This is a genomic window from Micromonospora sp. URMC 105 (genome assembly GCF_051386295.1).
GTDB lineage: Bacteria > Actinomycetota > Actinomycetes > Mycobacteriales > Micromonosporaceae > Micromonospora.
The window spans coordinates 24,571-47,427 of the sequence record NZ_JBPQTL010000018.1 but is presented as its reverse complement, the minus strand read 5'-3'; the positions used below and the strand labels follow the sequence as shown (position 1 = coordinate 47,427).

Annotated in this window: 29 protein-coding genes; 26 read left to right on the top strand and 3 right to left on the bottom strand. The window is 75.0% G+C overall.

All coding sequences use genetic code 11. The features are described from left to right. The first annotated feature begins 9 nt into the window (after positions 1–9). The 13 genes from ACSNN7_RS09080 to ACSNN7_RS09020 all read left to right on the top strand — a co-directional run bounded on the left by ACSNN7_RS09080 (position 10) and on the right by ACSNN7_RS09020 (position 11,400). Entirely contained in the window at positions 10–756 is a 747-nt protein-coding gene (locus tag ACSNN7_RS09080) for a YggS family pyridoxal phosphate-dependent enzyme (protein WP_436680222.1), read from the top strand. A gap of 193 nt (positions 757–949) precedes the next feature. Next, complete coding sequence (locus ACSNN7_RS09075; RefSeq protein ID WP_436680221.1) at positions 950–1,642, top strand: cell division protein SepF; 693 nt, start codon at positions 950–952, stop codon at positions 1,640–1,642. A gap of 30 nt (positions 1,643–1,672) precedes the next feature. Next, a complete protein-coding gene (locus tag ACSNN7_RS09070) occupies positions 1,673–1,972 on the top strand; it encodes a YggT family protein (protein WP_210774739.1) in 300 nt (99 codons plus the stop codon). Positions 1,973–2,024: 52 nt separating this feature from the next. Next, positions 2,025–2,825 (top strand): DivIVA domain-containing protein, encoded by an 801-nt coding sequence (locus ACSNN7_RS09065; protein ID WP_436680220.1) that lies wholly within the window; start codon positions 2,025–2,027, stop codon positions 2,823–2,825. 72 nt (positions 2,826–2,897) lie between these two features. Then, positions 2,898–3,692, top strand: a complete 795-nt coding sequence (locus tag ACSNN7_RS09060) for a hypothetical protein (protein WP_436680247.1) — start codon at positions 2,898–2,900, stop codon at positions 3,690–3,692. Between the two features lie 9 nt (positions 3,693–3,701). Beyond that, the gene (locus tag ACSNN7_RS09055) at positions 3,702–4,007 is read left to right on the top strand and encodes a DUF167 domain-containing protein (RefSeq protein ID WP_436680219.1); all 306 of its coding nucleotides are present in this window, start codon (positions 3,702–3,704) and stop codon (positions 4,005–4,007) included. A 22-nt stretch (positions 4,008–4,029) separates the two neighbouring features. Then, on the top strand, positions 4,030–5,532 hold the full coding sequence (locus tag ACSNN7_RS09050; RefSeq protein WP_436680218.1) for a potassium/proton antiporter: 1,503 nt from the start codon (positions 4,030–4,032) through the stop codon (positions 5,530–5,532). Between the two features lie 224 nt (positions 5,533–5,756). Next, entirely contained in the window at positions 5,757–6,176 is a 420-nt protein-coding gene (locus tag ACSNN7_RS09045) for a TraR/DksA family transcriptional regulator (RefSeq protein WP_154943859.1), read from the top strand. A gap of 66 nt (positions 6,177–6,242) precedes the next feature. Beyond that, on the top strand, positions 6,243–6,869 hold the full coding sequence (gene lspA, locus ACSNN7_RS09040) for a signal peptidase II (RefSeq protein ID WP_436680217.1): 627 nt from the start codon (positions 6,243–6,245) through the stop codon (positions 6,867–6,869). Beyond that, positions 6,866–7,813 carry an RluA family pseudouridine synthase gene (locus ACSNN7_RS09035; RefSeq protein WP_436680216.1) on the top strand — a complete coding sequence of 316 codons (948 nt, stop codon included), beginning with the start codon at positions 6,866–6,868 and terminating at the stop codon, positions 7,811–7,813. The genes lspA and ACSNN7_RS09035 overlap by 4 nt, the downstream gene beginning before the upstream one ends. Positions 7,814–7,848: 35 nt before the next feature. Then, on the top strand, positions 7,849–8,769 hold the full coding sequence (locus ACSNN7_RS09030) for a hypothetical protein (RefSeq protein WP_436680215.1): 921 nt from the start codon (positions 7,849–7,851) through the stop codon (positions 8,767–8,769). 97 nt (positions 8,770–8,866) lie between these two features. Further along, positions 8,867–10,384, top strand: coding sequence for an AAA family ATPase (locus ACSNN7_RS09025; RefSeq protein ID WP_436680214.1), 1,518 nt, complete (start codon positions 8,867–8,869; stop codon positions 10,382–10,384). Positions 10,385–10,440: 56 nt separating this feature from the next. Beyond that, on the top strand, positions 10,441–11,400 hold the full coding sequence (locus ACSNN7_RS09020) for a DUF2567 domain-containing protein (RefSeq protein WP_436680213.1): 960 nt from the start codon (positions 10,441–10,443) through the stop codon (positions 11,398–11,400). Here ACSNN7_RS09020 and ACSNN7_RS09015 read toward each other — a convergent pair. Then, positions 11,315–12,013, bottom strand: coding sequence for an LON peptidase substrate-binding domain-containing protein (locus ACSNN7_RS09015; RefSeq protein WP_436680212.1), 699 nt, complete (start codon positions 12,011–12,013; stop codon positions 11,315–11,317). The genes ACSNN7_RS09020 and ACSNN7_RS09015 overlap by 86 nt on opposite strands. Before the next feature lie 106 nt (positions 12,014–12,119). On the opposite strand from ACSNN7_RS09015, the gene hisD reads away from it, so the two are divergent. From hisD to hisF, 12 genes are all read left to right on the top strand, one after another. Continuing rightward, complete coding sequence (gene hisD / locus ACSNN7_RS09010) at positions 12,120–13,442, top strand: histidinol dehydrogenase (RefSeq protein ID WP_436680211.1); 1,323 nt, start codon at positions 12,120–12,122, stop codon at positions 13,440–13,442. Then, positions 13,439–14,512 (top strand): histidinol-phosphate transaminase, encoded by a 1,074-nt coding sequence (locus tag ACSNN7_RS09005; RefSeq protein WP_436680209.1) that lies wholly within the window; start codon positions 13,439–13,441, stop codon positions 14,510–14,512. The genes hisD and ACSNN7_RS09005 overlap by 4 nt, the downstream gene beginning before the upstream one ends. Continuing rightward, positions 14,509–15,120 carry an imidazoleglycerol-phosphate dehydratase HisB gene (gene hisB, locus ACSNN7_RS09000; protein WP_436680208.1) on the top strand — a complete coding sequence of 204 codons (612 nt, stop codon included), beginning with the start codon at positions 14,509–14,511 and terminating at the stop codon, positions 15,118–15,120. Before ACSNN7_RS09005 ends, hisB begins: the two co-directional genes overlap by 4 nt. Then, positions 15,120–15,290: a hypothetical protein gene (locus ACSNN7_RS08995; protein ID WP_436680207.1), complete on the top strand. Its 171-nt coding sequence runs from the start codon at positions 15,120–15,122 to the stop codon at positions 15,288–15,290. The genes hisB and ACSNN7_RS08995 overlap by 1 nt, the downstream gene beginning before the upstream one ends. A gap of 79 nt (positions 15,291–15,369) precedes the next feature. Beyond that, on the top strand, positions 15,370–15,996 hold the full coding sequence (gene hisH / locus ACSNN7_RS08990; protein WP_436680206.1) for an imidazole glycerol phosphate synthase subunit HisH: 627 nt from the start codon (positions 15,370–15,372) through the stop codon (positions 15,994–15,996). A 54-nt stretch (positions 15,997–16,050) separates the two neighbouring features. Beyond that, positions 16,051–16,374, top strand: coding sequence for a hypothetical protein (locus tag ACSNN7_RS08985; protein WP_436680205.1), 324 nt, complete (start codon positions 16,051–16,053; stop codon positions 16,372–16,374). A gap of 16 nt (positions 16,375–16,390) precedes the next feature. Next, a complete protein-coding gene (gene priA / locus ACSNN7_RS08980; protein ID WP_436680204.1) occupies positions 16,391–17,116 on the top strand; it encodes a bifunctional 1-(5-phosphoribosyl)-5-((5-phosphoribosylamino)methylideneamino)imidazole-4-carboxamide isomerase/phosphoribosylanthranilate isomerase PriA in 726 nt (241 codons plus the stop codon). Further along, entirely contained in the window at positions 17,113–17,502 is a 390-nt protein-coding gene (locus tag ACSNN7_RS08975; protein WP_436680203.1) for a RidA family protein, read from the top strand. The genes priA and ACSNN7_RS08975 overlap by 4 nt, the downstream gene beginning before the upstream one ends. A gap of 89 nt (positions 17,503–17,591) precedes the next feature. Next, positions 17,592–18,035 carry a MarR family winged helix-turn-helix transcriptional regulator gene (locus tag ACSNN7_RS08970; protein ID WP_436680202.1) on the top strand — a complete coding sequence of 148 codons (444 nt, stop codon included), beginning with the start codon at positions 17,592–17,594 and terminating at the stop codon, positions 18,033–18,035. A 2-nt stretch (positions 18,036–18,037) separates the two neighbouring features. After that, entirely contained in the window at positions 18,038–18,469 is a 432-nt protein-coding gene (locus ACSNN7_RS08965) for an organic hydroperoxide resistance protein (protein WP_436680243.1), read from the top strand. 44 nt (positions 18,470–18,513) lie between these two features. After that, on the top strand, positions 18,514–19,512 hold the full coding sequence (locus tag ACSNN7_RS08960) for an NADP-dependent oxidoreductase (RefSeq protein ID WP_436680201.1): 999 nt from the start codon (positions 18,514–18,516) through the stop codon (positions 19,510–19,512). A 77-nt stretch (positions 19,513–19,589) separates the two neighbouring features. Continuing rightward, positions 19,590–20,357: an imidazole glycerol phosphate synthase subunit HisF gene (hisF, locus tag ACSNN7_RS08955; RefSeq protein ID WP_436680200.1), complete on the top strand. Its 768-nt coding sequence runs from the start codon at positions 19,590–19,592 to the stop codon at positions 20,355–20,357. 210 nt (positions 20,358–20,567) lie between these two features. Here the strand turns inward: hisF and ACSNN7_RS08950 are convergent, their stop codons facing one another. Together ACSNN7_RS08950 and ACSNN7_RS08945 are read right to left on the bottom strand one after the other, a co-directional pair. Further along, positions 20,568–21,026 (bottom strand): hypothetical protein, encoded by a 459-nt coding sequence (locus ACSNN7_RS08950; protein WP_436680199.1) that lies wholly within the window; start codon positions 21,024–21,026, stop codon positions 20,568–20,570. A gap of 57 nt (positions 21,027–21,083) precedes the next feature. After that, positions 21,084–21,254 (bottom strand): hypothetical protein, encoded by a 171-nt coding sequence (locus tag ACSNN7_RS08945; RefSeq protein ID WP_436680198.1) that lies wholly within the window; start codon positions 21,252–21,254, stop codon positions 21,084–21,086. 58 nt (positions 21,255–21,312) lie between these two features. Between ACSNN7_RS08945 and ACSNN7_RS08940 the strand changes: the two genes are divergently transcribed. Then, entirely contained in the window at positions 21,313–22,770 is a 1,458-nt protein-coding gene (locus tag ACSNN7_RS08940) for a PLP-dependent aminotransferase family protein (RefSeq protein WP_436680197.1), read from the top strand. The last annotated feature ends 87 nt before the right edge of the window (positions 22,771–22,857 follow it).

Below are 22,857 nucleotides of genomic sequence, written 5' to 3'. Positions count from 1 at the left end.
GCACCGCCGATGACCGACGAACCAGCCACGGTGCGGCCGGACCGGCGCGCCGAACTCGCGGCCGGGCTCGCCCGGGTACGTGCCCGCATCGCGGACGCCTGTGCCGCCGCCGGACGCGACCGCGCCGAGGTCACCATGATCGCGGTCACCAAGACGTACCCGGCCGGCGACGTGGTCGCGCTGGCCGGTCTCGGGGTGACCGACGTGGGGGAGAACCGCGACCAGGAGGCGTCCGGCAAGGCGGCCGAGGTGGCCGCGGCCGGGGTGAGCCCCCGCTGGCACTTCATCGGCCAGCTGCAACGCAACAAGGCCCGCTCGGTGGTCCGCTACGCCGACGTCGTGCACTCGGTGGACAGCGTCCGGCTGGCCCGGGCCCTGGACGCCGCCGCGTCCGCCGGCCGGGACCGGCCGCTGGACGCCCTGGTGCAGGTCAGCATCGACGGCGACCCGGCGCGCGGGGGCGCGCTGCCGGACTCGGCCGACCCGGACCGCGGGCTGGGCCCGGTGGCCGAGGCGCTGGCCGGGGCGGGCGGGCTGCGGCTGGCCGGGCTGATGGCGGTGGCGCCGCTGGGCTGGGAGCCGGAGCGGGCGTTCGCCCGGCTCGCCGAGGTGGCGGCGCGCTTCCGCGAGCGGCATCCCGAGGCCGGCGCGCTCTCCGCCGGCATGAGCGGCGACCTGGAACAGGCCATCGGGTACGGCGCGACACATGTCCGCGTCGGCAGCGCGTTGCTCGGAATGCGTCCCACGCTGCGGTAGCCTGACCGCGATAGAAGCAAATTACATCAGTGTTGTTTTCAGGAACGGCGTCCCGTTGTCGGGGGCACGGCGGGCGGCCGCGAACCGCCTGTCGGGGGATTGCCGATCCGATCCGGTGGGCATGGATTGCCCATTCGTGATCAAGCGACACGGCACGGGGGTGCGTGCCGCACGGCGGACGGAAGGGCGCGGGATGGGTGCACTGCGCAAGGCGGGGGTCTGGCTCGGTCTCGTCGAGGAGGATGACGAGCGGGCCTACGACGACGGCTACGACAAGCCGGCCTATCGCGAGTCGCGGTACCGGTCGAGCCGGTACTCGGAGGAGTTCGCCGACGACGACGAGGACGACGCGGAGGAGCCGCCGGCGCCGCGTCCGCGGCTCGGCGAGCGGGGCCGGCTCAGCGAGCGCGGCGCGAGCCGTGCCGCGGAGGCCGAGCGGGCCGACGACGACCGCCCGGAGCGGGCCGAGCGGTCCAGCGTCCGGTCGATCACCCGCTCGGGCGCCGGGGAGACCTCGGGCGCGCTGACCTACCACACCCGGGACAACCTGGCCCTGGCTCCGCAGACCCAGGCGCGGGAGCGGGCGGTGGTGGCCGAGGAGGAGCAGCGCTACCAGATCACCACGCTGCACCCGACCACCTACCGGGAGGCGCGCACCATCGGCGAGCACTTCCGCGACGGCGTACCGGTGATCATCAACCTCACCGAGATGGACGAGGCCGACGCCCGCCGCCTGGTGGACTTCGCCGCCGGGCTGGCGTTCGGGCTGCGCGGTACGATCGAGCGCGTGACCAACCGGGTGTTCCTGCTCTCACCGGCCAACGTCCAGGTCACCGCGGAGGACAAGGCCAAGATCGCTGAGGGCGGCTTTTTCAGCCTGAGCTAAGTCCGCCCGAGGAGAGGGACCTCGCCCGCCGTGTTGTCGATCGTGCTCCAAGTCCTGTACCTGTTGCTGTACCTCTTCCTTATTGTGCTGTTGGCCCGATTCGTCCTCAGCGCCGTCCTCCAGTACGGTCGCCGGTGGCAACCGGGGCGCGGGGCATCGGCGGGACTGGAATCCGTGTGGAGCGTCACTGATCCGCCTCTCAAGGCGTTGAGGCGTGTGATCCCTCCACTGCGAATTGGTACCGTGAGCATCGACCTGGCCTCCCTTGTGCTCCTGGTTATCCTGTTCGTGCTGATGGAGTTCGTGTTGAAGCGGTTGATCATCGGATGACCGTCCGGTGGCCCAGCCCGCTACGCGGCCGCAACTGACCCGAGGAGTTTCGATGCCGCTGACCCCGGCCGACGTCCACAACGTCGCCTTCAAGAAACCGCCGATCGGCAAGCGGGGGTATGACGAGGAGGAGGTCGACGCCTTCCTGGACGAGGTCGAGCGTGAGCTTGCCCGTCTGATCGAGGAGAACAACGAGCTGCGCGCCCAGGTGGAGCGCGGCGGCCGTGGTGGCGCCCCCGCCGGCCCCGGCGGCGACGCCCGTCTCGCGGCGGAGCTCAACGACGTCAAGGCCCAGCTCGACCGGGTGCAGCGCGACAAGGCCGCGGCCGAGCAGGCCGCCCGGGCCATGCAGGCCGAGCTGGAGCAGGTCCGCTCCACCGGTGGCCCGGCCGGCGGCGCCGACGGCGAGCAGCAGGCGCTGCGGGTGCTGATGATGGCCCAGCGCACCGCCGACGACCACGTCTCCGACGCCCGCCGCGAGGCCGACCAGCTCCTCTCCGAGGCCCGGTCGAAGGCCGAGGAGGTCACCCGCGAGGCGCGCGCCAAGGCCGACGCCCTCGAGCGTGACGCCCGGCAGCGGCACCAGGAGGCCATGGGCGGCCTGGACGCCAAGCGCACCGCGCTGCAGAAGCACATCGAGGAACTCAAGCAGTTCGAGCGCGAGTACCGCACCCGGCTCAAGGCGTACCTGGAGAGCCAGCTGCGGGATCTCGACGGCCGGGGCCAGGGCCTCGAGGCCGAGATGACCCGCGCCGAGGGCGGTCGTGCCGCCACCGGCAACGGGTTGGCTGCCGCGGGCCTCGCCGGCTCGTACGGCGGCGGGCGCTCCGGAGCTCTCGAAGCCGGTCGCTGATCCACGGTCGGCGGCCGTCCCCCGACGGCCCGCCGATCGCGCCACCTCGACACGACGCGGCGGGGGTGAGCCGTGATAGTCGCAAGTCTGCTGCTCATCCTCGTCGCGGTCGTCCTGCTGGTGGTCGGTCTCGCCGACGGCTCCAGCACCCTGTTGATCAGTTCCATCGCGGCCAGCCTGTTGGCCGCCGTCGCGTTGGTCGCGGGCGCCCGCCAGGCGGCCGCCGCCAGGGCGACGACGGACCGGCCCGGGCCGCGCGCGGGACGGGGCTCCGCGGGTACGCCCCGCTTCACCGCCCCACCGGAGCCCTACGCCCCGGTGGAGCCGGAGATCCCCGTCCAGCACGTTCCCCCGACGAGCGGCACCGGTGGCGACGGGTGGCGGCAACCGCCCGAGCCGCCGGTGACCGGTCCCGCCGAGCCGTGGGAGCCGCACGCCGAGAGCCCGTGGGAGCCGGAGAGCGGGGCCGCGCGCCGCGCGCCGGACCCGTCCTGGGAGGCCCCGGCGGCCGCCGGGCGCTCCCGCGACACCGACGACGCCGGCCCGTGGCCGTCGGTGAGCCCCGCGCCCGGCCGGTCCTGGCCCGGCGCGCCCGCCGACGCCTGGCCGGGAGAGCCCGCTGCGCCGGTCTACGACGAACCGGAAGCCCAGCACGTGTCTCCGGCCGACGCCGCGTGGGTGGCCCGGCTCGACACCGAGGTACGGGTGGTCGACGGCCGCCCCCGCTACCACCTCTCCTCCTGTCTGCACCTGCTCGGCCGGGACGACGAGCCGCTGCCGGTCTCCGAGGCGGTCTCGCTCGGCTTCACCCCGTGCGCGGACTGCGCGCCGGACACCACGCTGCTCGCCGACGCCCGGCCGAGCTGAGCCGCGTCGATGCCCACCGGAGATCCGCTCACCGTCGCGGTACGCGTCAAGCCCGGCGCCGCACGGGCCCGGGTCGGCGGCCGCTTCGACGGCCCGCACGGCCCCGCCCTGGTGATCGCGGTGAACGCCCCGGCCGTCGACGGCCGGGCCACCGAGGCGGCCCGGAAGGCGCTGGCCGGGGCGCTCGGCGTACGGCCGGCCGCGGTGTCCCTGCGCACCGGCGCGGCCAGCCGCGACAAGCTCTTCACCGTCGAGCGTCCGACCGCCGGGCTGACCGACGTACTCCGCCGGCTGCGCGACGGATCGGACGGGTGAGGGCGCTGCGGGTCGGTGACCCGTGACGCCGGGGATGGACCTCGCGCTGCTGCTCGGTGCCGCCGTCCTGCTGGTGGCGGTCGGCGCGGTCCGCTTCTCCACCCGCCTCGGCGTGCCGAGTCTGCTGGTCTATCTGGCGCTCGGGGTGGCGATCGGCGAGGCCGGGCTCGGCATCCACTTCGACGACGCCGAGCTGACCCGGGTGCTCGGCTTCTGCGCGCTGATCGTGATCATCGCGGAGGGCGGGCTGACCGCCCGGTGGAGCACGCTGCGCCCGGTGCTCGGGCTGGCCGCCGCCCTCTCCACGGTCGGCGTGCTGGTCAGCATCCTGGTCGTCGGCCTGGCGGTGCACCTGCTGCTCGACCTGGACTGGCGGCTCGCCCTGCTCTACGGCGCGGTGCTCTCCTCCACCGACGCGGCGGCGGTCTTCGCCACGCTGCGCCGGTTGCGCCTGCCGCCCCGGCTGGTGGCCACTCTGGAGGCCGAGTCCGGGATGAACGACGCCCCGGTGGTGATCCTGGTGGTGCTCCTCTCCCGCGACGGCGCAGGTGCCCACCCGTGGTGGTACGAGGTGTTCCTGGTCGGCTACGAACTGGGCGCGGGCGCGGCGGTCGGGCTCGCCGCCGGGCTGGCCGGCCGGTTCGCGCTGCGCCGCGCGGCGCTGCCCTCGTCCGGGCTCTACCCGATCGCCGTCGTCGGGTTCACCGTGCTGGCGTACGCGGCCGGTGCGGTGCTGCACGCCTCCGGCTTCCTCGCCGTGTACGTGGCCGGGGTGCTGCTCGGCAACGCCCGGCTGCCGCACCGGCAGGCCATCCTCGGCTTCGCCGACGGGCTGGCCTGGCTGGCCCAGATCGGGTTGTTCGTGCTGCTCGGGCTGCTGGTCACGCCGAGCCGGCTGGACGCGGCGGTGCTGCCGGCCGTGGTCGCCGGCCTGGCCCTGCTGCTGCTCGCCCGGCCGCTGTCGGTGCTGGTCGCCGCGCTGCCGTTCCGGGTCAACCTGCGGGAACAGGCGTTCCTGTCCTGGGCCGGGCTGCGCGGGGCGGTGCCCATCGTGCTGGCCACCATCCCGCTCTCCGAACGGGTGCCGGGGGCGGATCGGCTCTTCGACGTGGTCTTCGTCCTGGTGGTGATCTTCACTCTGTTGCAGGCGGGCACCCTGGCGCCGGCCGCCCGCCGGTTGCGGGTGACCGCGCCGGCCGAGCTCGCCGAGATCCGGGTGGAGACGGCGCCGCTGGAGCGGATGCGGGCGGACCTGCTGCAGTTGGAGGTGCCGCCGGGTTCCCGGCTGGCCGGCGTGCACGTGGACGAGCTGCGGTTGCCGGTGGGCGCCTCGGTGACTCTGGTGCTGCGCGACGGGTCGGGCTTCGTGCCCGGCCCGGACACCCGGTTCAAGACGGGCGACAGCATGTTGATCGTGGCGACGGCGGGGGTGCGCGACGAGGTCGAGCGGCGGCTGCGCGCGGTCAGCCGGCGGGGTCGACTGGCCAGGTGGTTTGGCGAGTACGGCGAGGATCGGGACGGCTGATCTGCTAGCGTTCCCTTTGCCCTGATTAGGGCTTACCAGGGGCTGAATAGCGGCACGACGGTGCGCCACGTTGTCGGACGCCTGTACGTTCCGTATTCTTGCCAACCTCCGGAGTGCGCGGCCATCGTTGCCGTGCGCCCGTTTTGTTACGTGGGGGACGCCAGGCCGGTGACCCCTGTCCGGACACCGCCGACCGCCGCGCAACGCGGCTGAGGGAGCTGACGATGGCGAAGCCAGCCGACACCAGGACCGCCGGCCGCAAGCCTGCGGTGAAGGCCACCCGCAGCGCGGCGGAGACCGAGAAGATCCGAGCGGCCCTGGCGGCCCGTCGGGACGAGCTGCGAGCCGAGTACGATCAGACGTTGAGCGAGATCACCGAGCTGCAGCGCGACCGGCTGACCGACTCGGCCGGGGACGACCAGGCCGACACCGGCACCAAGACGTTCGAGCGCGAGCAGGAGATCTCTCTCGCCAACAGCATCCGGGAACGGATCACGCAGGTCGAGCGGGCCCTGGAACGCCTCGACGAGGGTGGCTACGGGTGGTGTGAGCGCTGCGGGAACCCGATCCCGGTGGAGCGGCTCGCCGCCTTCCCGTCGGCGACCCTCTGCGTGACCTGCAAGCAGCTGGAGGAGCGGCGCTGACGTCCGCTCCCCGGTGATCGCGCGACGGTGAATCCGCACCGTCGCCGAGGAGTCGATGGGGAGTCGATGACCACAGCACCGACCGCCGGATCCGGCACGACCGAGCCGGGCGACGGTACGCCCCGCCGCAAGGCGGTCGTGGTCCTGGCCGCCATCGCCCTCGTGGCGCTCCTGGCCGACCTGCTCACCAAGCACCTCGCGCTGATCACGCTCGACGACCGGGAGCCGGTACGCCTGCTCGGCGGCGCCGTCTACCTCACCCTGACCCGCAACAGCGGGGCGGCCTGGAGCATCGGCGCCGACCACACCTGGATCTTCCCGCTGATCACCATCGGCGTGGTCGGCTGGATCGTCTGGATGGCGGTGCGGCTGCGCTCCCTGCCGTGGGCGATCTCGCTCGGCCTGGTGCTGGGCGGCGCGCTGGGCAACCTCACCGACCGGATCTTCCGCGCTCCCGGCTACTTCGTCGGGCACGTGGTCGACATGGTCAGCCTCTTCGACCCGTACGGGCAGGTCTGGCCGGTGTTCAACCTGGCGGACAGCGCGCTGGTCTCCGGCGTGATCCTCGCCGTGCTGCTCGAACTGACCGGCCGCCAGCGCGACGGCAGCCGGCTCGGCGCGGAGCGCGCCACCGACGACGCCCCGGCCGGCGACCAGGACACCGCCGGCGCCGAGCCCGGGGGGCGGGCATGACCTCCGCCTTCGCCGCCGGCGGCGGCGACCAGCGTTCCCTGCCCGTCCCGGACGGGCTCGACGGCATGCGCCTGGACCAGGCGGTGTCCCGGCTCTTCGGGCTCTCTCGGACCGCCGCGGCGGCGCTCATCGACGCCGGTGACGCGCTGGTCGACGGCGTGGCGCGGCCCAACTCGCACAAGGTGAAGGCCGGCTCCTGGCTGGAGGTCACGCTGCCCGCCCCGGTCGCGCCGCCGACGGTGGTGCCGCAGGCGGTGCCGGGCCTGGACGTGATCTACGCCGACGACGACATCGTGGTGGTGGACAAGCCGGTCGGCGTGGCCGCCCACCCCAGCCCCGGCTGGACCGGGCCGACCGTGATCGGCGGCCTCGCCGCCGTCGGGCACCGCATCTCCACCAGCGGCGCCGCCGAGCGGCAGGGCGTGGTGCACCGCCTCGACGTCGGCACCACCGGGATCATGGTGGTGGCCAAGAGCGAGCAGGCGTACACCGCCTTGAAGCGGGCGTTCAAGTACCGCGAGGTGGAGAAGCGCTACCACGCCGTGGTGCAGGGGCACCCGGATCCGCTGCGCGGCACCATCGACGCCCCGATCGACCGGCACCCGCACCACGACTACCGCTGGGCGGTGGTCTCCGGCGGCAAGCCGAGCATCACCCACTACGACACGATGGAGGCGTTCCCGGCGGCGAGCCTGCTGGACGTGCGGCTGGAGACCGGCCGCACCCACCAGATCCGGGTGCACTTCTCGACGCTGCGCCACCCTTGCGTGGGCGACATCACCTACGGCGCCGACCCCACCCTGTCGGCCCGGCTCGGGCTGAGCCGGCAGTGGCTGCACGCCCGTTCGCTGAGCTTCCTGCACCCGCGCAGCGGCGACGAGGTCACCTTCGTCAGCGAGTACCCCGAGGACCTGGCGCGGGCGCTGACGGTCCTGCGCGACTGACCGCACCCGAGCCGAGCGACAGGGGGCCCGCGCCGGTGAGCGCCGCCGCACCGCCACCGGCCGACCGGCCGACACCGCCGGTGGGCCGGCCGGAGCCTGCCCGCCCCCGGTGGCTGTGGTGGGCCGCGATCGCCGCGGTGGGGGCGGTGCTGCTCACCGCCGGGTGGGCGGGCCGCTCCGACGAGCCGGTCGGCGACCGCACCGTCGGCGAGGTCACCCGGGTCGGGGTCCGGCCCGGCGACCACATTCCCGGGTACCTGCGGGCCGCCGCGGCGGAGCTGGCCGCGCTGCCGCCGTCCGGGCCGTCCGGGACGTACGCGCTGGTCTCCTTCACCTCCTACCTCGGGCCGCAGGAACTGCCCCGGGTGCTCGCGGACGCCCCGGTCGCCGAGGTGGTGGCGCGGGTGCCGCTGCCCGACCGGCAGACCGAGGTGATCCGCCTGGGGGCGCAGCTGCTGCCGCAGGACGTGGTCGCCGCGATGGCGACGGTGGCCGACCGCAAGGACCGCGAGGCCGCCGACCAGCGCGCCCGCGCCGCCACCGCCGCCGGCGAGCTGCACCGGGTGTACGCCACCGGCGCGGAGGTGGCCGCGGGGGAGGCCCGGGCGTACCGGGCGGGGTGCGGGTGCGTCTACGCCGCGGTGGTGCGTGCCGACGCGGCGGTGCTGCGCACGCTGGCCGCCCGGCCCGGGGTGCGGGCGGTGGACCCGGCGCCGGAGCTGCACCGGCTGGACCGGGCGGTGGTCATCCCGCCGCTGCCCGAACAGCGCGACGTGGTGCGGCCGCCGGCCGACACCGCGCTGGACCCGGCCGGGCCGCCGATGGGCGTTTCGTCGGAACAGGCACGGGACGTGATCGATCCCTCACCCGCCGGGTCGACCGCTCCGCAGGTGCCGGCACCCCTTCCGACCTCGCCGGACACCGGCGGTGGCGCGCGGCCCGCCTCGGGCGGGTGAGTTTTGCCCCCGGGTGATGTGCGGGGACAGGTGTGGTCCGAATAGGGTTTCGTTCGTAGCCTGTCAGGCGGAGATCGACGCGCGGGGAGGGCGAGCCTTGGACGGCACCGAGACCGGCTGGGGCCGGTCGGCCGAACCGGCACCGCGATGGCGGGCCTTGCTCGACCGCGCCCGCCTCGGCGGCCGCGCCGGCGAGCAGCCGGAGGCCGACCGCCGCGCCGAGGAGCCGCCCCCGGCGCGGGAGCCGCTGCCGCGGCGCGGGCCGGGCGCCGGCTGGTCCGGGCGCGCCTCCGCCGCCGTGCCCCCGCCCGTCGAGCCGGGCTACGGCACCGAGACCGGCTACCGGGCCGAGGCGACCTACCGGGTCGACCCGGCGTACCGGATGGAGCCGTCGTACCCGCCCGAGCCGCCCTACCGCAGCGAGCCGGCGTACCCGCCGGAGCCGTCCTACCGGGCCGAGCCCGGCTATCCGCCGGAGCCGCCGGTGGAGAGCCGCTACGCGCTGCTGGACAACGGCTACCGCCACGAGCCGCCGCCACCGGTCGAGTCGCGCTACGCCTCGCTGCTCGACGACGGCTACCGGCCCGGCTACGCCCCGCCCGAGCCGGCGTACCCGCAGCAGCCGGCGTACCGGCCGGAGCCGGTCTACCCGCCGGAGCCGGTGCGCCCGGCCGAGCCGGCGTACCCGGCGGAGCCGGCCCGCCGCACCGAACCGGCGTACCCACCGGCGGTGACCGCCGACCGGGGCTATCCGCCGGCCCGCATCGAGCCGGCCCGCATCGAGTGGCGCCCGCAGGCCCCGCAGGACGAGCAGGAGCGGGCCGCCGGCGTGCTGCGGCGCGACCTGGGCACGCCCCGGGTGCTCGCCTTCGCCAACCCCAAGGGCGGGGTGCACAAGACCACCGCCACCGTGCTCGCCGCGGCCACCGTCGGCAGTGTCCGCGGGCGGGGCGTGCTGGCCTGGGACGACAACGAGCTGCGCGGCACCCTCGGGCTGCGCGCCGGCAGCGCCCGGCACGCCCGCACGATCCGCCACCTGATCAGTGACCTGGCGCACATCGAGATCCGCGAGGGCGCCGAGCTGCTGGAGTCCCTCGACGACTACCTGCGGCACGCCTCCGACGGCTCGTACGACGTGCTGGCCGGCGAGGAGAGCCCCCGGTTCGCCCAGCGGCTGGACCAGTTCACCGTCAAGCGGGTGCTGGAGCTGCTGCGCCGCACCCACGACGTGGTCTGCGTGGACACCGGCAACAACGTGGAGAGCGCCAACTGGCGCACCGTCATGCACGCCGCCGACCAGCTGGTGGTGACCACCGTGCCGCGCGAGGACGCCGCGTTCAGCGCGGACTGGATGCTGGACCTGCTGCACGAGGAGGGGATGGGGGAGCTGGCCGACAACGCGGTCACCCTGATCTCCTGCCCGACGCCGGGCCGCTCCCAGCTCCAGGACGACCTGGAGCGGCATTTCGCCACCCGGACCCGCGCGGTCGCCGTGGTGCCGTACGACCCGGCGCTGGAGACCGGCTCCTCGATCGAGTACCACCAGCTCCAGCCGGAGACCCGGCAGGCGTGGCTGCGTGCCGCCGCGGTGATGCTGGAGCCGTTCGCCCGCTGAGCGGGTGTCCGGCCTCCGGCGCCCCGCGTCGCCGCCCCGCCTGAGAGGATCATCGGGTGAGTCCGGACACCCCCGATCCGTACCGGCCCGTCGACCGTCCCGACGAGCCGGACCGTGCCGCCGCGCCCACCGGCCCCGCCCCGCCCCCGGGCCCGCCGGGCGGCCCGGCGCACGACGGCTGGACCCCGCTCCCCGGTGCGCCCGGGACCGGTTCGTCCCCCGCCGGGCCCGCCGGACCCGCCGCGCCGGCCGCGCCCGCCGCGCCGGGCGGTGCCTCCTGGCCCGCCCCCGACGGCTCCTGGCCGCTGCCGGCCGCCGGGCCGGAACCGGCCGTGCCCTGGCCCCCGGCGTACGCCGGCGCCCCGGAGCAGCCGGGCGACCGGGTCCGCGGGACGCTCCTGGCGACCGTCGCCACCCTGCTCGGGCTGACCGTGCTCGGTGTGCCGCTCGGGCTGCTCTGGGCCGCCCTGGCCCCGGACACCCCGGTGCTCAAGACCGCCGACGGGGCCGTCTACGCCCAGCCGCAGCCGGAGCAGCCGATCGCCGCCGACGGCTGGTTCAGCCTGCTCGGGCTCGGCTTCGGGCTGCTCGCCGCGGTCGGGCTCTGGGTGGTGCTGCGCCGCCGCCGGGGCCCCGCCGTGCTGACCGGGGTGGCCCTCGGCGCGCTCGGCGCCGCGCTGGTCGCCTGGCAGGTCGGCCGCCGGATCGGGCTCTCCGGCTACCAGCGGCTGCTGGAGAACGCCCCGGAAGGGACGGCCTTCACCAAACCGGCGGACCTGCGCGCCGGGGGGATCGAATGGGTGTTCGGCTTCCTGCCGGTGCCCTTCGGGGACCTGCTGCTGCCGGCGTTCGCGGCGGCCGTGACGTACACCCTGCTGGCCGGCTGGTCCCGGTGGCCGTCGCTGCGCCCGGAGCCCGAGCCCGGCGGCCTCAGTTGGGTGCCGGAGGCGACGCCAGCTCCGACAGCGGCACCGGAACCGCCCGCACCTGGCGCAGCAGAGCCGCCTCGCGGTTGAGCAGCCGCAGCTCGGCGCGGAGCCGGGCGGCGGTGTCGTCGATCGCCAGCAGCCGCTGGCGGTCGGCGACGGTGAGCGCGGCGGTCGCCGCGACCAGGTGGGACAGGACGGTGGGGTCCTCCGGCAGCTGCTCGGAGATCTCCTCCGGGTCGGGCCGGATCAGCCCCAGGTACTGCCGGAAGACCGCGATCACCCGGGCCGCCAGCAGCTCGGCGATCTCGTCGGTGCCGCCCGGCTCGGGCAGCCACTCCACCTCGGCGGTCAGGTACGGCGAGGCGGCGTCGTCCACCTCGGCGATCCGGAACCGCCGCCGGCCCACCGTGACGATGTCGAAGCCCCCGTCGTCGAGCTCGGTGACCTGCCGCAGCTCGGCGGTGCAGCCCACCTCGTGCAGGGTCACCTCGCCGCCGCCCGGCGTCGCCCGGCCCGCGCCCGGGGCGACCTCCCAGCCGGCCTGGATCGCCACCACGCCGAACTCGCGGGGCGCCCCCTCGGGCAGCCCGACCAGGTGGCGCACCAGCGCGCGGTAGCGCTCCTCGAATATGTGCAACGGCAGCACGAGTCCGGGAAAGAGCACCGTTCCGAGCGGGAACACCGGCAGCCGCGCAGTCACGCTGTCGAGCCTAGCCCGACCGGACTCCTCGGGCGTGGCTCGGCTCACGCCTGCGGGGTACGGGCGGCGCGGACCGACCGGCGCGAGGCCGCCTAGACTCGCAAGGGTGTTGAATCGGATCGACCTGCGCGGCGGCGTCCGTGACCCGCGCCGCCTGCTGCCCCGTGCCCAGCTCGACGTCTCCGTGGCGGTCGAGCGGATCCGCCCGCTCGTGGAGGCGGTCCGGGAGCATGGGTACCCGGCGATCCGGGAGGCCAGCGAGCGGTTCGACGGGGTGTCGCCGGAGGTGCTGCGGGTGCCGGCCGAGGCGATCGCCGAGGCCGAGGGGACGCTCGACCCCGAGGTACGCGCCGCGCTGCTGGAGTCGATCACCCGGGCCCGCAAGGTGCACGCCGACCAGCGGCGTACCGACCACACCACCCAGGTCGTCCCCGGCGGCACGGTCACCGAGCGCTGGGTGCCGGTCGACCGGGTGGGGCTCTACGTCCCCGGCGGCCTGGCGATGTATCCGTCGACCGTGGTGATGAACGTGGTCCCCGCCCAGGCGGCCGGGGTGCGGTCGCTGGTGGTGGCCAGCCCGCCGCAGCAGGACAACGGCGGCCTGCCCGACGCCCGGGTGCTCGCGGCCTGCGCGCTGCTCGGCGTCGACGAGGTGTACGCCGTCGGCGGCGCCCAGGCGGTGGCGATGCTGGCGTACGGCGCCGCGGTCGACGCCGAGGGCAGCGCGCACTGCGACCCGGTCGACATGATCACCGGTCCGGGCAACATCTGGGTCACCGCCGCCAAGCGGCTGCTGCGCGGCGTGGTCGGCATCGACGCCGAGGCCGGCCCGACCGAGATCGCCATCCTCGCCGACGACACCGCCGACCCCGCGCACGTCGCCGCCGACCTGATCAGCCAGGCCGAGCACGACCCCCTGGCCGCCAGCGTGCTGGTCACCCCGTCGGTCGCGCTGGCCGACGCGGTGGAGCGGGAGCTGGCCCGGCAGGTGCCGGCCACCAAGCACGCCGAGCGGGTCACCACCGCGCTCAGCGGCGAGCAGAGCGGCGTCGTCCTCGTCGACGACCTCGACGCCGGGCTGCGGGTCGTCGACGCGTACGCGGCCGAGCACCTGGAGATCCAGACCGTCGACGCCCGCGAGTGGGCGCTGCGGGTCCGCAACGCCGGGGCGATCTTCGTCGGCGCCTGGTCGCCGGTGTCGCTGGGCGACTACTGCGCCGGCTCCAACCACGTGCTGCCCACCGGCGGCTGCGCCCGGCACTCGTCCGGGCTGTCCGTGCAGTCCTTCCTGCGCGGCATCCACCTCGTGGAGTACAGCCAGGACGCGCTGCGCGAGGTGGCCCCGCACGTGGTGACCCTGGCGAACGTGGAGGACCTGCCGGCGCACGGCCAGGCCGTCGGCGTCCGCTTCCCCCGGGGGCTGGCGTGACCAGCCTGGACGACCTGCCGCTCCGCGACGACCTGCGGGGCCTGACGCCGTACGGGGCGCCGCAGCTGGACGTCGCGGTGCGGCTGAACACCAACGAGAACTCGTACCCGGTGCCCGAGCCGGTGGTCGAGGCGATCGGCAAGGCCGTCGCGGCGGAGCTGCGCGACCTCAACCGGTACCCGGACCGGGACGCGGTGGCGCTCCGCGCCGACCTGGCGGCGTACCTCGGGCACGGGCTCACCGTGGCGCAGGTCTGGGCGGCCAACGGCTCCAACGAGATCCAGCAGCAGCTGCTCCAGGCGTTCGGCGGTCCGGGGCGCAGCGCGCTCGGCTTCACCCCGGCGTACTCGATGCACCCGTTGCTGGCGCTGGGCACCGGCACCCGCTGGGTCCCGGCCGCCCGGGGCGCCGACTTCGGGCTGACCGCCGACGACGCGGTGCGGCAGATCCGCGAGCACCGGCCGGACGTGGTCTTCCTCTGCTCGCCGAACAACCCCACCGGCACCGCGCTCGACCCGGCGGTGGTCGCCGCGGTGCTCGACGCCGCTCCCGCCATGGTGGTCGTCGACGAGGCGTACGCCGAGTTCGCCCGCCCCGGCACGGTCAGCGCCCTCGCCGTGCTGCCCGGCCACCCGCGGCTGGTGGTGACCCGGACGATGAGCAAGGCGTTCGGCTTCGCCGGCGGCCGGCTCGGCTACCTGGCCGCCGACCCGGCGGTGGTGGCCGCCGTGCAGCTCGTCCGGCTGCCGTACCACCTCTCGGCGCTCACCCAGGCCGCCGCCCGGGCGGCGCTGGCGCACCGCGACGCCCTGCTCGGCACCGTCGACGCGATCAAGGCCCAGCGCGACCGGATCGTCGCCGAGCTGCGCGCCCGCGGGCACCGGGTCGCCGACAGCGACGCCAACTTCGTGCTCTTCCAGGTGGCCGGCGACCAGGCCGCCGCCTGGCGCACCCTGCTGGAGCAGGGTGTGCTGGTCCGCGACGTCGGCCTGCCCGGCTGGCTGCGGGTCACCGCCGGCACCCCCGCCGAGACCGACGCCTTCCTCGCAGCGATGGAGAAGCTTTCATGAGTCGCACCGCCCGGGTGGAGCGGATCACCAAGGAGACCAAGGTCCTCGTCGAGATCGACCTCGACGGCACCGGCCAGGCCGAGATCAGCACCGGGGTCGGTTTCTACGACCACATGCTGCACCAGATCGCCCGGCACGGCGGCTTCGACCTCACCGTGCGCACCGTCGGTGACCTGGAGATCGACGCCCACCACACGATGGAGGACACCGCGCTGGCCCTGGGCGCCGCCTTCGACCAGGCGCTGGGCGACAAGGCCGGCATCCGGCGGTACGGCTCGGCGACCGTGCCGATGGACGAGGTCCTCGTCCGGGCCGCGGTCGACCTCTCCGGCCGCCCGTACGTGCTGCACGACGAGCCGCCGCTCGCGCCGTACATCGGCCCGGTCTACCCGACCAGCATGACCCGGCACATCTGGGAGTCCTTCGGCCAGTCGGCCCGGATCACCCTGCACGTGGACGTGCTGCGGGCGGCCCGCCCGGGCGGGCACCCGGACGCCCACCACGTGGTGGAGGCGCAGTTCAAGGCGGTCTCCCGGGCGCTGCGCGAGGCCACCGCCATCGACCCGCGCTCGGCCGGCGCGATCCCGTCCACCAAGGGTGCGCTCTGATGGGGCCGGTGCTGCCGACGCTGCTGTTGATCCTGGCCGGCGTGCTGGTCGGCGGGACGTGGTCGTTGCACAAGCAGGGCGCACCGCGCGGGGCCGTGGTCGTCAGCGCGCTGCTGGCCACGCTGTCCACCGTCGCCGGGGTGCTCTGGCTGCTTCCCGGGGAGGGCTGATGAGCGAGCGCAGCGAGCGAATCATCGGGCGCAGCGCTGTAGCGCCCCGTGCCGCCGCCGAGCGGAGCGAGGTGGCGGCATGAGCGGGCGGATCGTGGTGCTGGACTACGGCTCGGGCAACCTGCGCTCGGCCGAGCGCGCGCTGGAGCGGGCCGGTGCCGAGGTGACGGTCACCGACGACCTGCGCGCCGCCGCCGCGGCGGACGGCCTGGTGGTGCCGGGCGTGGGCGCCTACGCCGCCTGCATGGCGGGAATCGAGGCGCTCGGCGCCGGCCCGGTCATCGCCGAGCGGGTCGCCGCCGGCCGGCCGGTGCTCGGCATCTGCGTCGGCATGCAGATCCTCTTCGAGCACGGCGACGAGCACGGTGTGGTCACCAAGGGGCTCGGGCTGCTGCCCGGCGGGGTGACGAAGCTGCCCGCCGACCGGCTGCCGCACATGGGCTGGAACACGGTGCGCGCGCCGGGCGGCTCGGTGCTCTTTGCCGGCCTGCCCGCCGACAGCCGGTTCTACTTCGTCCACTCGTACGGCGTGAACGACGTCGCCGGGCTCGCCGCCGCCGGGGCCACGGTCACCACCGCCCACCACGGCACCGACTTCGTCGCGGCGGTGGAGCGGGGCGCGCTGTCGGCCGCCCAGTTCCACCCGGAGAAGTCGGCCGACACCGGTGCCGCCCTCCTGCGCAACTGGCTGGCCACGGTTGGCTGAGCCGGCCGGCCCGCCGCGGGGCACCTCGGGTGCCGGGGCACTGCGGGGTACGGCGTGAGCAAGGAGCGGGCCCGGCGCCGTGCCGTCCGGGAGGCCGAGGCCGCCCGGGAACGCCTGGCGCGCCAGCGCCGGCTGGCCCGCCGGCACCGGACGCGCACGCTGGTACGCAAGCTGACGCCGCAGTGGCGGCGGGGTCGTACCGGCCGGGTGGGCCGGCGCAGCCGCGGGGAGCGGGCCGCGATCGTGGGGCTGAGCCTGGCCGCGCTGTTCGGGATCTGGACGTTCGTCGACGACCTGGCGTTGCGCTTGGTGCTGGTCGTCCTGCTGCTGCTGGTCCTGCCGGCGATCGTCGTGATCGCGCTGGACCGTCGGATCTGATGCGAGGAGAGAGAAGTTGAGCCTCACCCTGTTGCCCGCCGTGGACGTCGCCGACGGCCAGGCCGTCCGGCTCGTGCAGGGCGCCGCCGGTAGCGAGACCGCGTACGGCGACCCACTGGAGGCGGCACTGGCCTGGCAGTCCGACGGCGCCGAGTGGATCCACCTGGTCGACCTGGACGCGGCGTTCGGCCGGGGCACCAACGCGCACCTGCTCGCCGAGGTGGTGCGGCAGCTCGACGTGAAGGTGGAGCTCTCCGGCGGCATCCGCGACGACGAGTCGTTGCAGGCGGCGCTCGGCACCGGGGCGGCCCGGGTCAACATCGGCACCGCCGCGCTGGAGGACCCGCAGTGGTGCGACCGGGTCTGCGGCGAGTACGGCGACCGGGTGGCGATCGGGCTGGACGTGCGCGGCCGTACCCTCTCCGCCCGGGGCTGGACCCGCGACGGCGGTGACCTGTGGGAGGTGCTGGAGCGGCTGGACAAGGCCGGCGCGTCGCGGTACGTGGTCACCGACATCACCAAGGACGGCACCATGCGCGGGCCGAACCTGGAGCTGCTGCGCGAGGTCTGCGCGCGTACCGCTGCCCCGGTGATCGCCTCCGGTGGCGTGTCCACCCTGGACGACCTGCGGGCGCTGGCCACTCTGGAGCCGATCGGGGTGGAGGGCGTGATCGCCGGCAAGGCGCTCTACGCCGGCGCGTTCACCGTCGCCCAGGCGCTGGAAACGCTGGCCGCCGCGTGACCGTGACCCGGCTGGGCTCGGGCGGCCCGTGGGAGGCCGTCTACGGCTACTCGCGGGTAGTCCGGGCCGGTGACCTGGCCTGGACGGCGGGGTGCACGTCGACGGTCGACGGCCGGGTGGCGCACGTCGGCGACGCGGCGGCGCAGACCGCCCAGGCGCTGCGGATCGGGCTGGACGCGCTCGCCGAGGTGGGCGCGGAGCCGGGCGACGTGGTGCGGACCCGGATGTACGTCACCGACCGGAGCTACGCCGACGAGGTGGGCCGGGCGCACAACGTGGTGTTCGGCGCCGTCCGGCCGGCCGCGACCATGGTGGTGGTGGCCGGGTTGCTCGACCCGGACCACCTGGTCGAGGTGGAGCTGGAGGCCTGGCTCGGGGACCGCTGAGCCCGGCCGCCCCGCGCGGTGCGGGTGGAGGGCGTCACACCACGGCCGAATCGGTTGTGCACAACTTAATCGTGGGCTACGGTTTCCCGGTGACCGATGATCTGGTGCTGCGCCGGCAGGTGTGCTTCGCGCTCTACGCGGCGTCGCGCGCCCTGACCGACGTCTACCGGCCCATCCTCGACGAGGTCGGCCTGACCTACCCGCAGTACCTGGTGCTGCTGGTGCTCTGGGAGCGCGAGGACGCCCCCACGGTCTCCGAGCTCGGCGCCGCGCTGCGGCTGGACTCCGGCACGCTCTCCCCGCTGCTCAAGCGGCTGGAGGCGGCGGGCCTGGTGGTCCGGTCCCGCTCGGCGCGCGACGAGCGGCGGGTGGAGGTGGGGCTGACCGCCGACGGCCGGGCCCTGCGGCAGCGGATGGACGAGGTGCCGCGGCGGATCGCCTGCGCCACCGGCCTCACCGAGGCCGAGCTGACCGGCCTGCGCGACACCCTCACCCGGGTCACCGAGAAGATCCAGCGACAGAAGGAGAAGTGACCATGCAGGTGCTCTACACCGCGTCCGCCCTCGCCACCGGCGACGGCCGCGACGGCCACGTCCGCACCTCCGACGGCACCGTCGAGCTGGACCTCGCGGTCCCGAAGGAGATGGGCGGCGCCGGCGGCGCGGCCAACCCCGAGCAGCTCTTCGCCGCCGGCTACGCGGCCTGCTTCCACTCCGCGCTGCGCCTGGTCGCCCGCCGGGCCAAGGCCGACGTCACCGGCTCCGTCGTCGAGGCCGAGGTGGGCATCGGCCCCAACGGCAACGGCGGCTTCGGGCTGACCGTCGCCCTCCTGGTCGACCTGCCCGCCGTCGAGCGCACCGCCGCCGAGCAACTGGTCGCGCAGGCCCACCAGGTCTGCCCGTACTCGAACGCCACCCGCGGCAACATCGACGTCGCCCTGACCGTCCGCGAGGCCGCCGCGGCCTGAGCGCCGCCGGACCCCTCTTCCCCCGCGTACGAAAGGACGACAGCGTGAGCACCAACCGCGAGATCCACCTGGCCTCCCGCCCCCAGGGCTGGCCGACCGCCGAGAACTTCCGCCTGGTCGAGACCGAGGTGCCGACCCCCGGCCCGGGCCAGATCGTGGTCCGCAACCAGTTCATCTCGGTCGACCCGTACATGCGGGGGCGGATGAACGACGTGAAGTCGTACGTTCCGCCGTTCGCGCTCGGGGCGCCGCTCGACGGCGGCGCGGTCGGCGAGGTGGTGGCCAGCGAGGCCGAGGGCGTGCAGGTCGGCGCGACCGTGCTGCACGGCCTCGGCTGGCGGGAGTACGCGCTGCTCGACGCCAAGGCCGCCCGGCCGGTCGACCCGGCCCTCGCCCCGGTGAGCGCGTACCTGAGCGTGCTCGGCCTGACCGGTCTGACCGCGTACGCGGGGCTGCTCGACGTGGCCGCGATGAAGCCGGGGGAGAGCGTCTTCGTCTCCGCCGCGGCCGGCTCGGTGGGCAGCCTGGTGGGCCAGATCGCCAAGCTCAAGGGCGCCGGTCACGTGGTCGGCAGCGCCGGCTCGGCGGCCAAGGTCGAGCGGCTCAAGGCGCTCGGCTTCGACGCCGCCTTCGACTACCACGACGGCCCGGTGCGCGACTCGCTGAAGGCGGCCGCCCCCGACGGCATCGACGTCTACTTCGACAACGTCGGCGGTGACCACCTGGAGGCGGCGATCTCGGCGATGCGGCTGCACGGCCGGGCCGCCATCTGCGGCATGATCGCGCAGTACAACGACACCGAGCCGCCGGCCGCCCCGCGCAACCTGGCGATGGTCATCGGCAAGCGGCTCACCCTGCGTGGCTTCCTCGTCGGCGATCACGGCAACCTGCGCGAGCAGTTCGTGCGGGACGTGTCCGGCTGGCTGCGCGACGGCAAGCTGTCGTACGACGAGACGATCGTCGACGGCATCGAGAACGCCCCCGAGGCGTTCCTCGGCCTGCTGCGCGGCGAGAACCTGGGCAAGATGCTCGTCCGGGTCTGAATCGGCGATCCGGCGCGCGGCGGTGGCCGGCCTCACAGGTCGGCCGCCGCCGCGTTCCCGTTGGATAGGCTCGGGGCATGACGGTGGCGGTACGGGTGATCCCGTGTCTGGACGTGGACGCCGGGCGCGTGGTCAAGGGGGTCAACTTCCTCGACCTGCGCGACGCCGGTGACCCGGTGGAACTGGCCGCCGCGTACGACCGGGCCGGCGCGGACGAGCTGACCTTCCTCGACGTCACCGCCTCCTCCAGCGACCGGGGCACCATGCTCGACGTGGTCCGGCGCACCGCGGAGTCGGTCTTCATCCCGCTGACCGTGGGCGGCGGCGTACGCCAGGTCGCCGACGTCGACACGCTGCTGCGGGCCGGCGCGGACAAGGTCGGGGTGAACACCGCCGCCATCGCCCGCCCGGAGCTGATCGCCGAGATCGCCGACCGGTTCGGCCGGCAGGTGCTGGTGCTCTCGCTGGACGTACGGCGGGCTCCCGCCGGCACCACCCCCAGCGGCTTCGAGGTGACCACCCACGGCGGCCGGCGGGGCACCGGCCTGGACGCGGTCGAGTGGGCCCGGCGCGGCGCCGAGCTGGGGGCGGGCGAGATCCTGCTCAACTCGATGGACGCCGACGGCACCAAGGCCGGCTTCGACCTGACGCTGATCCAGGCGGTCCGCGCGGTGGTGGACGTGCCGGTGGTGGCCAGCGGCGGCGCCGGCGAGGTGGCACACTTCCCGCCGGCCATCGGCGCGGGCGCCGACGCGGTGCTCGCGGCGAGCGTCTTCCACTTCGGCGAGCTGACCGTCGGCGAGGTCAAGGACGCGCTGAAGGCCGCCGGTCACCCGGTGCGCTGACCCGCCCGGCCCGGCCGACGGTCACCACGGGTCGACGGATGACGTTCGGTATGAGCGTGATGCCTGTGAGGTATCGAGATGACTCTGAGGTATCACGCTCGCGGTGGTGGTGGCTTCCGTCGGCCTCGCTACGCGACGCCGGTCGCCGGCCGGCCCGCCGGCACCGTCAGCGCCGCCATCCGTGTCTGCGCACGACAGCGACTCAACCGCTCAGCGGCCGGTTCGTCCCTCCGGCGAGCGGCGCGGGGCCGGGATCGACCGGACGATGTACTCCTGCACGGCCGCGGCGTGGTCCTCCTCGTCCAGGTGCCACTCCGCGCTGCCGGGGGTGTGCCGCCGGACCAGCACTCCCTGCACGGTGTCCACCGTGGTCCCCACGCCCGCGCTGGGACGGGTGCGCCAGAGCCGCTCCCCGTCCGGGGTGAGCCGGAACCAGCCGTCGGAGACGCTGACCAGGCCCGCGCCGGCCAGCCGGCGCACCGCGGCCTCGACGTCCTCCCGTTCGGGGATGGCCTGGTTGAGGTGGTCCGCCGTGGAGATGACGTCGGTCAGCCGGACGCCCTCCGGGCGTCGGGTGTCCACCGCGCGGCGGTGCCGACCGGCGCCGCTCGCAATCACCAGTGACACGAAGATCCAGGCGTCCGTCCAGCGCCATCCGCTCTCCCCCATGCAGGAATGATGCCCGCAGGTGTCGGGGAAGGAAACACCCACTTTCCGCCCGTGACGTCAGCGCAGCTCAGCGAGGGTGGCCACCGGAGTGTCGGGAGTGGACCGCGGTGCGACGGTGAAGAGCGGGGTGAACAGCTGGGCCAGCGGACCGATGGCGAGGACCAGCCCGACGTAGAGCTGGGTGAGCCGCCGGACCGGCCGGTGCCGCAGATTGCCAATCGCTGCCATGCATGCCACCCTAGATGCCAATCATGACGAGAGAAGAGCCAATTTGGGAGGGGTGGCCGTGACCAGCCAGGTGCGGGGAACCCAATTGGCCCGGCTGCTGGGGCAGTGGCACGCGCTGCCGGGCCGCCGGCGCAGCCCGGACTACGCCGCGCTCGCCGCCGCGGTCCGTGGCCTGCTCGCCGACGGCCGCCTTCCCCTGGGGGTACGCCTGCCGGCCGAGCGGGAGCTGGCCGAGGCGCTGCGGATCAGCCGGACCACGGTCACCGCCGCGTACCGGGAGCTGCGGGAGAGCGGGCACCTGGCCAGCCGGCGCGGCGCGGGCAGCTGGACCATGCTGCCCGGCACCCACCGGGTGGCCAGTACCGGGCTCTGGACCCCGCTCGACGACCGCGACATGATCGACCTGGGCGTCGCTGCGCTGGCCGCTCCGCCGCAGCTCGTGCCGGCCGCCCGCGCCGCCGCCGAGGACCTGCCCCGCTACCTCGGCGGCGCCGGCTACCACCCGACCGGGATCATCGAGCTGCGCGAAGCGGTCGCCCGGTCGTACACCGCGCGGGGGCTGCCGACCAGCGCCGAGCAGATCATGGTGACCAGCGGCACCCAGCACGCGCTGGACCTGGTGCTCCGGCTGGCGCTGGCGCCGGGCGGCAGCGTACTGGTGGAGTCGCCGACCTATCCGAACGCGCTGGCCGCGCTCTCCGCGCGGCGGGCCCGGGTCACCACCCACGGCCTGGCCGTCGACGGGGCCGGCTGGGACGCCGACCTGCTGCTGGGCAGCATCCGCCAGGTCCGGCCCAAGCTGGCCTACCTGATCCCGGACTTCCAGAACCCGACCGGTCACCTGATGCCGGCGGAGCTGCGCGAACGGGTGGTCGCCGCCGCCCACCACGCCGGCACCGACCTGGTGGTCGACGAGTCCTTCGTGGACCTCCCGCTGGACGGCACCGAGCTGCCGCCGCCGGTGGCCACCTTCGACCGGCACAGCCGGGTGATCAGCATCGGTGGGATGAGCAAGCCGTACTGGGGCGGACTGCGGATCGGCTGGGTCCGCGCCTCCGCCCCGCAGGTGCAGCGGCTGGCCGCCGCCCGGGTCGGCGTCGACATGGCCAGCCCGGTGCTGGACCAGCTGGTCGCGGTGCACCTGCTCGCCGACGCCCCGGCCATCGTGGCGGCCCGCCGCACCCAGCTCGCCGCGCAGCGCGACGCCCTGCTCGACGCGCTCGCGCAGCGCCTGCCGGACTGGCGGGTGACCGCGCCGCACGGCGGGGTGACCCTCTGGGCGGAGCTGGACGGCCCCATCTCCAGCGCGCTGGCCCGGGCCGCCGAGGAGGTCGGCGTACGCCTGGCGCCCGGTCCCCGGTTCGGCCTGGACGGGACCCTGGAACGCTTCCTGCGGCTGCCCTTCACCCTGCCCGCCGCCGACCTCATCGAGGCGGTGGGCCGGCTCGCCGCGGTCCGCTACGACCTGGACCGGGCCGGGCGCCCGCAGTGGCGGGAGGCGACCGTCATCGCCTGAGCGACGCCGCGCCGCGGTGCCGGCTGCCGGATTGCCGGGACGGACGCGGTTGTCGCGATCAGCCGTGCCGCCTCCCACCGGCTGCGA

Bases quoted from the DNA above. Each gene is read 5' to 3' on its own strand.
- ACSNN7_RS09080 (WP_436680222.1), top strand. From the start codon at position 10: ATGACCGACGAACCAGCCACGGTGCGGCCGGACCGGCGCGCCGAACTC.
- ACSNN7_RS09075 (WP_436680221.1), top strand. From the start codon at position 950: ATGGGTGCACTGCGCAAGGCGGGGGTCTGGCTCGGTCTCGTCGAGGAG.
- ACSNN7_RS09065 (WP_436680220.1), top strand. From the start codon at position 2,025: ATGCCGCTGACCCCGGCCGACGTCCACAACGTCGCCTTCAAGAAACCG.
- ACSNN7_RS09055 (WP_436680219.1), top strand. From the start codon at position 3,702: ATGCCCACCGGAGATCCGCTCACCGTCGCGGTACGCGTCAAGCCCGGC.
- ACSNN7_RS09045 (WP_154943859.1), top strand. From the start codon at position 5,757: ATGGCGAAGCCAGCCGACACCAGGACCGCCGGCCGCAAGCCTGCGGTG.
- lspA (WP_436680217.1), top strand. From the start codon at position 6,243: ATGACCACAGCACCGACCGCCGGATCCGGCACGACCGAGCCGGGCGAC.
- ACSNN7_RS09035 (WP_436680216.1), top strand. From the start codon at position 6,866: ATGACCTCCGCCTTCGCCGCCGGCGGCGGCGACCAGCGTTCCCTGCCC.
- hisB (WP_436680208.1), top strand. From the start codon at position 14,509: ATGAGTCGCACCGCCCGGGTGGAGCGGATCACCAAGGAGACCAAGGTC.
- ACSNN7_RS08995 (WP_436680207.1), top strand. From the start codon at position 15,120: ATGGGGCCGGTGCTGCCGACGCTGCTGTTGATCCTGGCCGGCGTGCTG.
- hisH (WP_436680206.1), top strand. From the start codon at position 15,370: ATGAGCGGGCGGATCGTGGTGCTGGACTACGGCTCGGGCAACCTGCGC.
- ACSNN7_RS08965 (WP_436680243.1), top strand. From the start codon at position 18,038: ATGCAGGTGCTCTACACCGCGTCCGCCCTCGCCACCGGCGACGGCCGC.
- hisF (WP_436680200.1), top strand. From the start codon at position 19,590: ATGACGGTGGCGGTACGGGTGATCCCGTGTCTGGACGTGGACGCCGGG.
- ACSNN7_RS08950 (WP_436680199.1), bottom strand. From the start codon at position 21,026: ATGGGGGAGAGCGGATGGCGCTGGACGGACGCCTGGATCTTCGTGTCA.
- ACSNN7_RS08945 (WP_436680198.1), bottom strand. From the start codon at position 21,254: ATGGCAGCGATTGGCAATCTGCGGCACCGGCCGGTCCGGCGGCTCACC.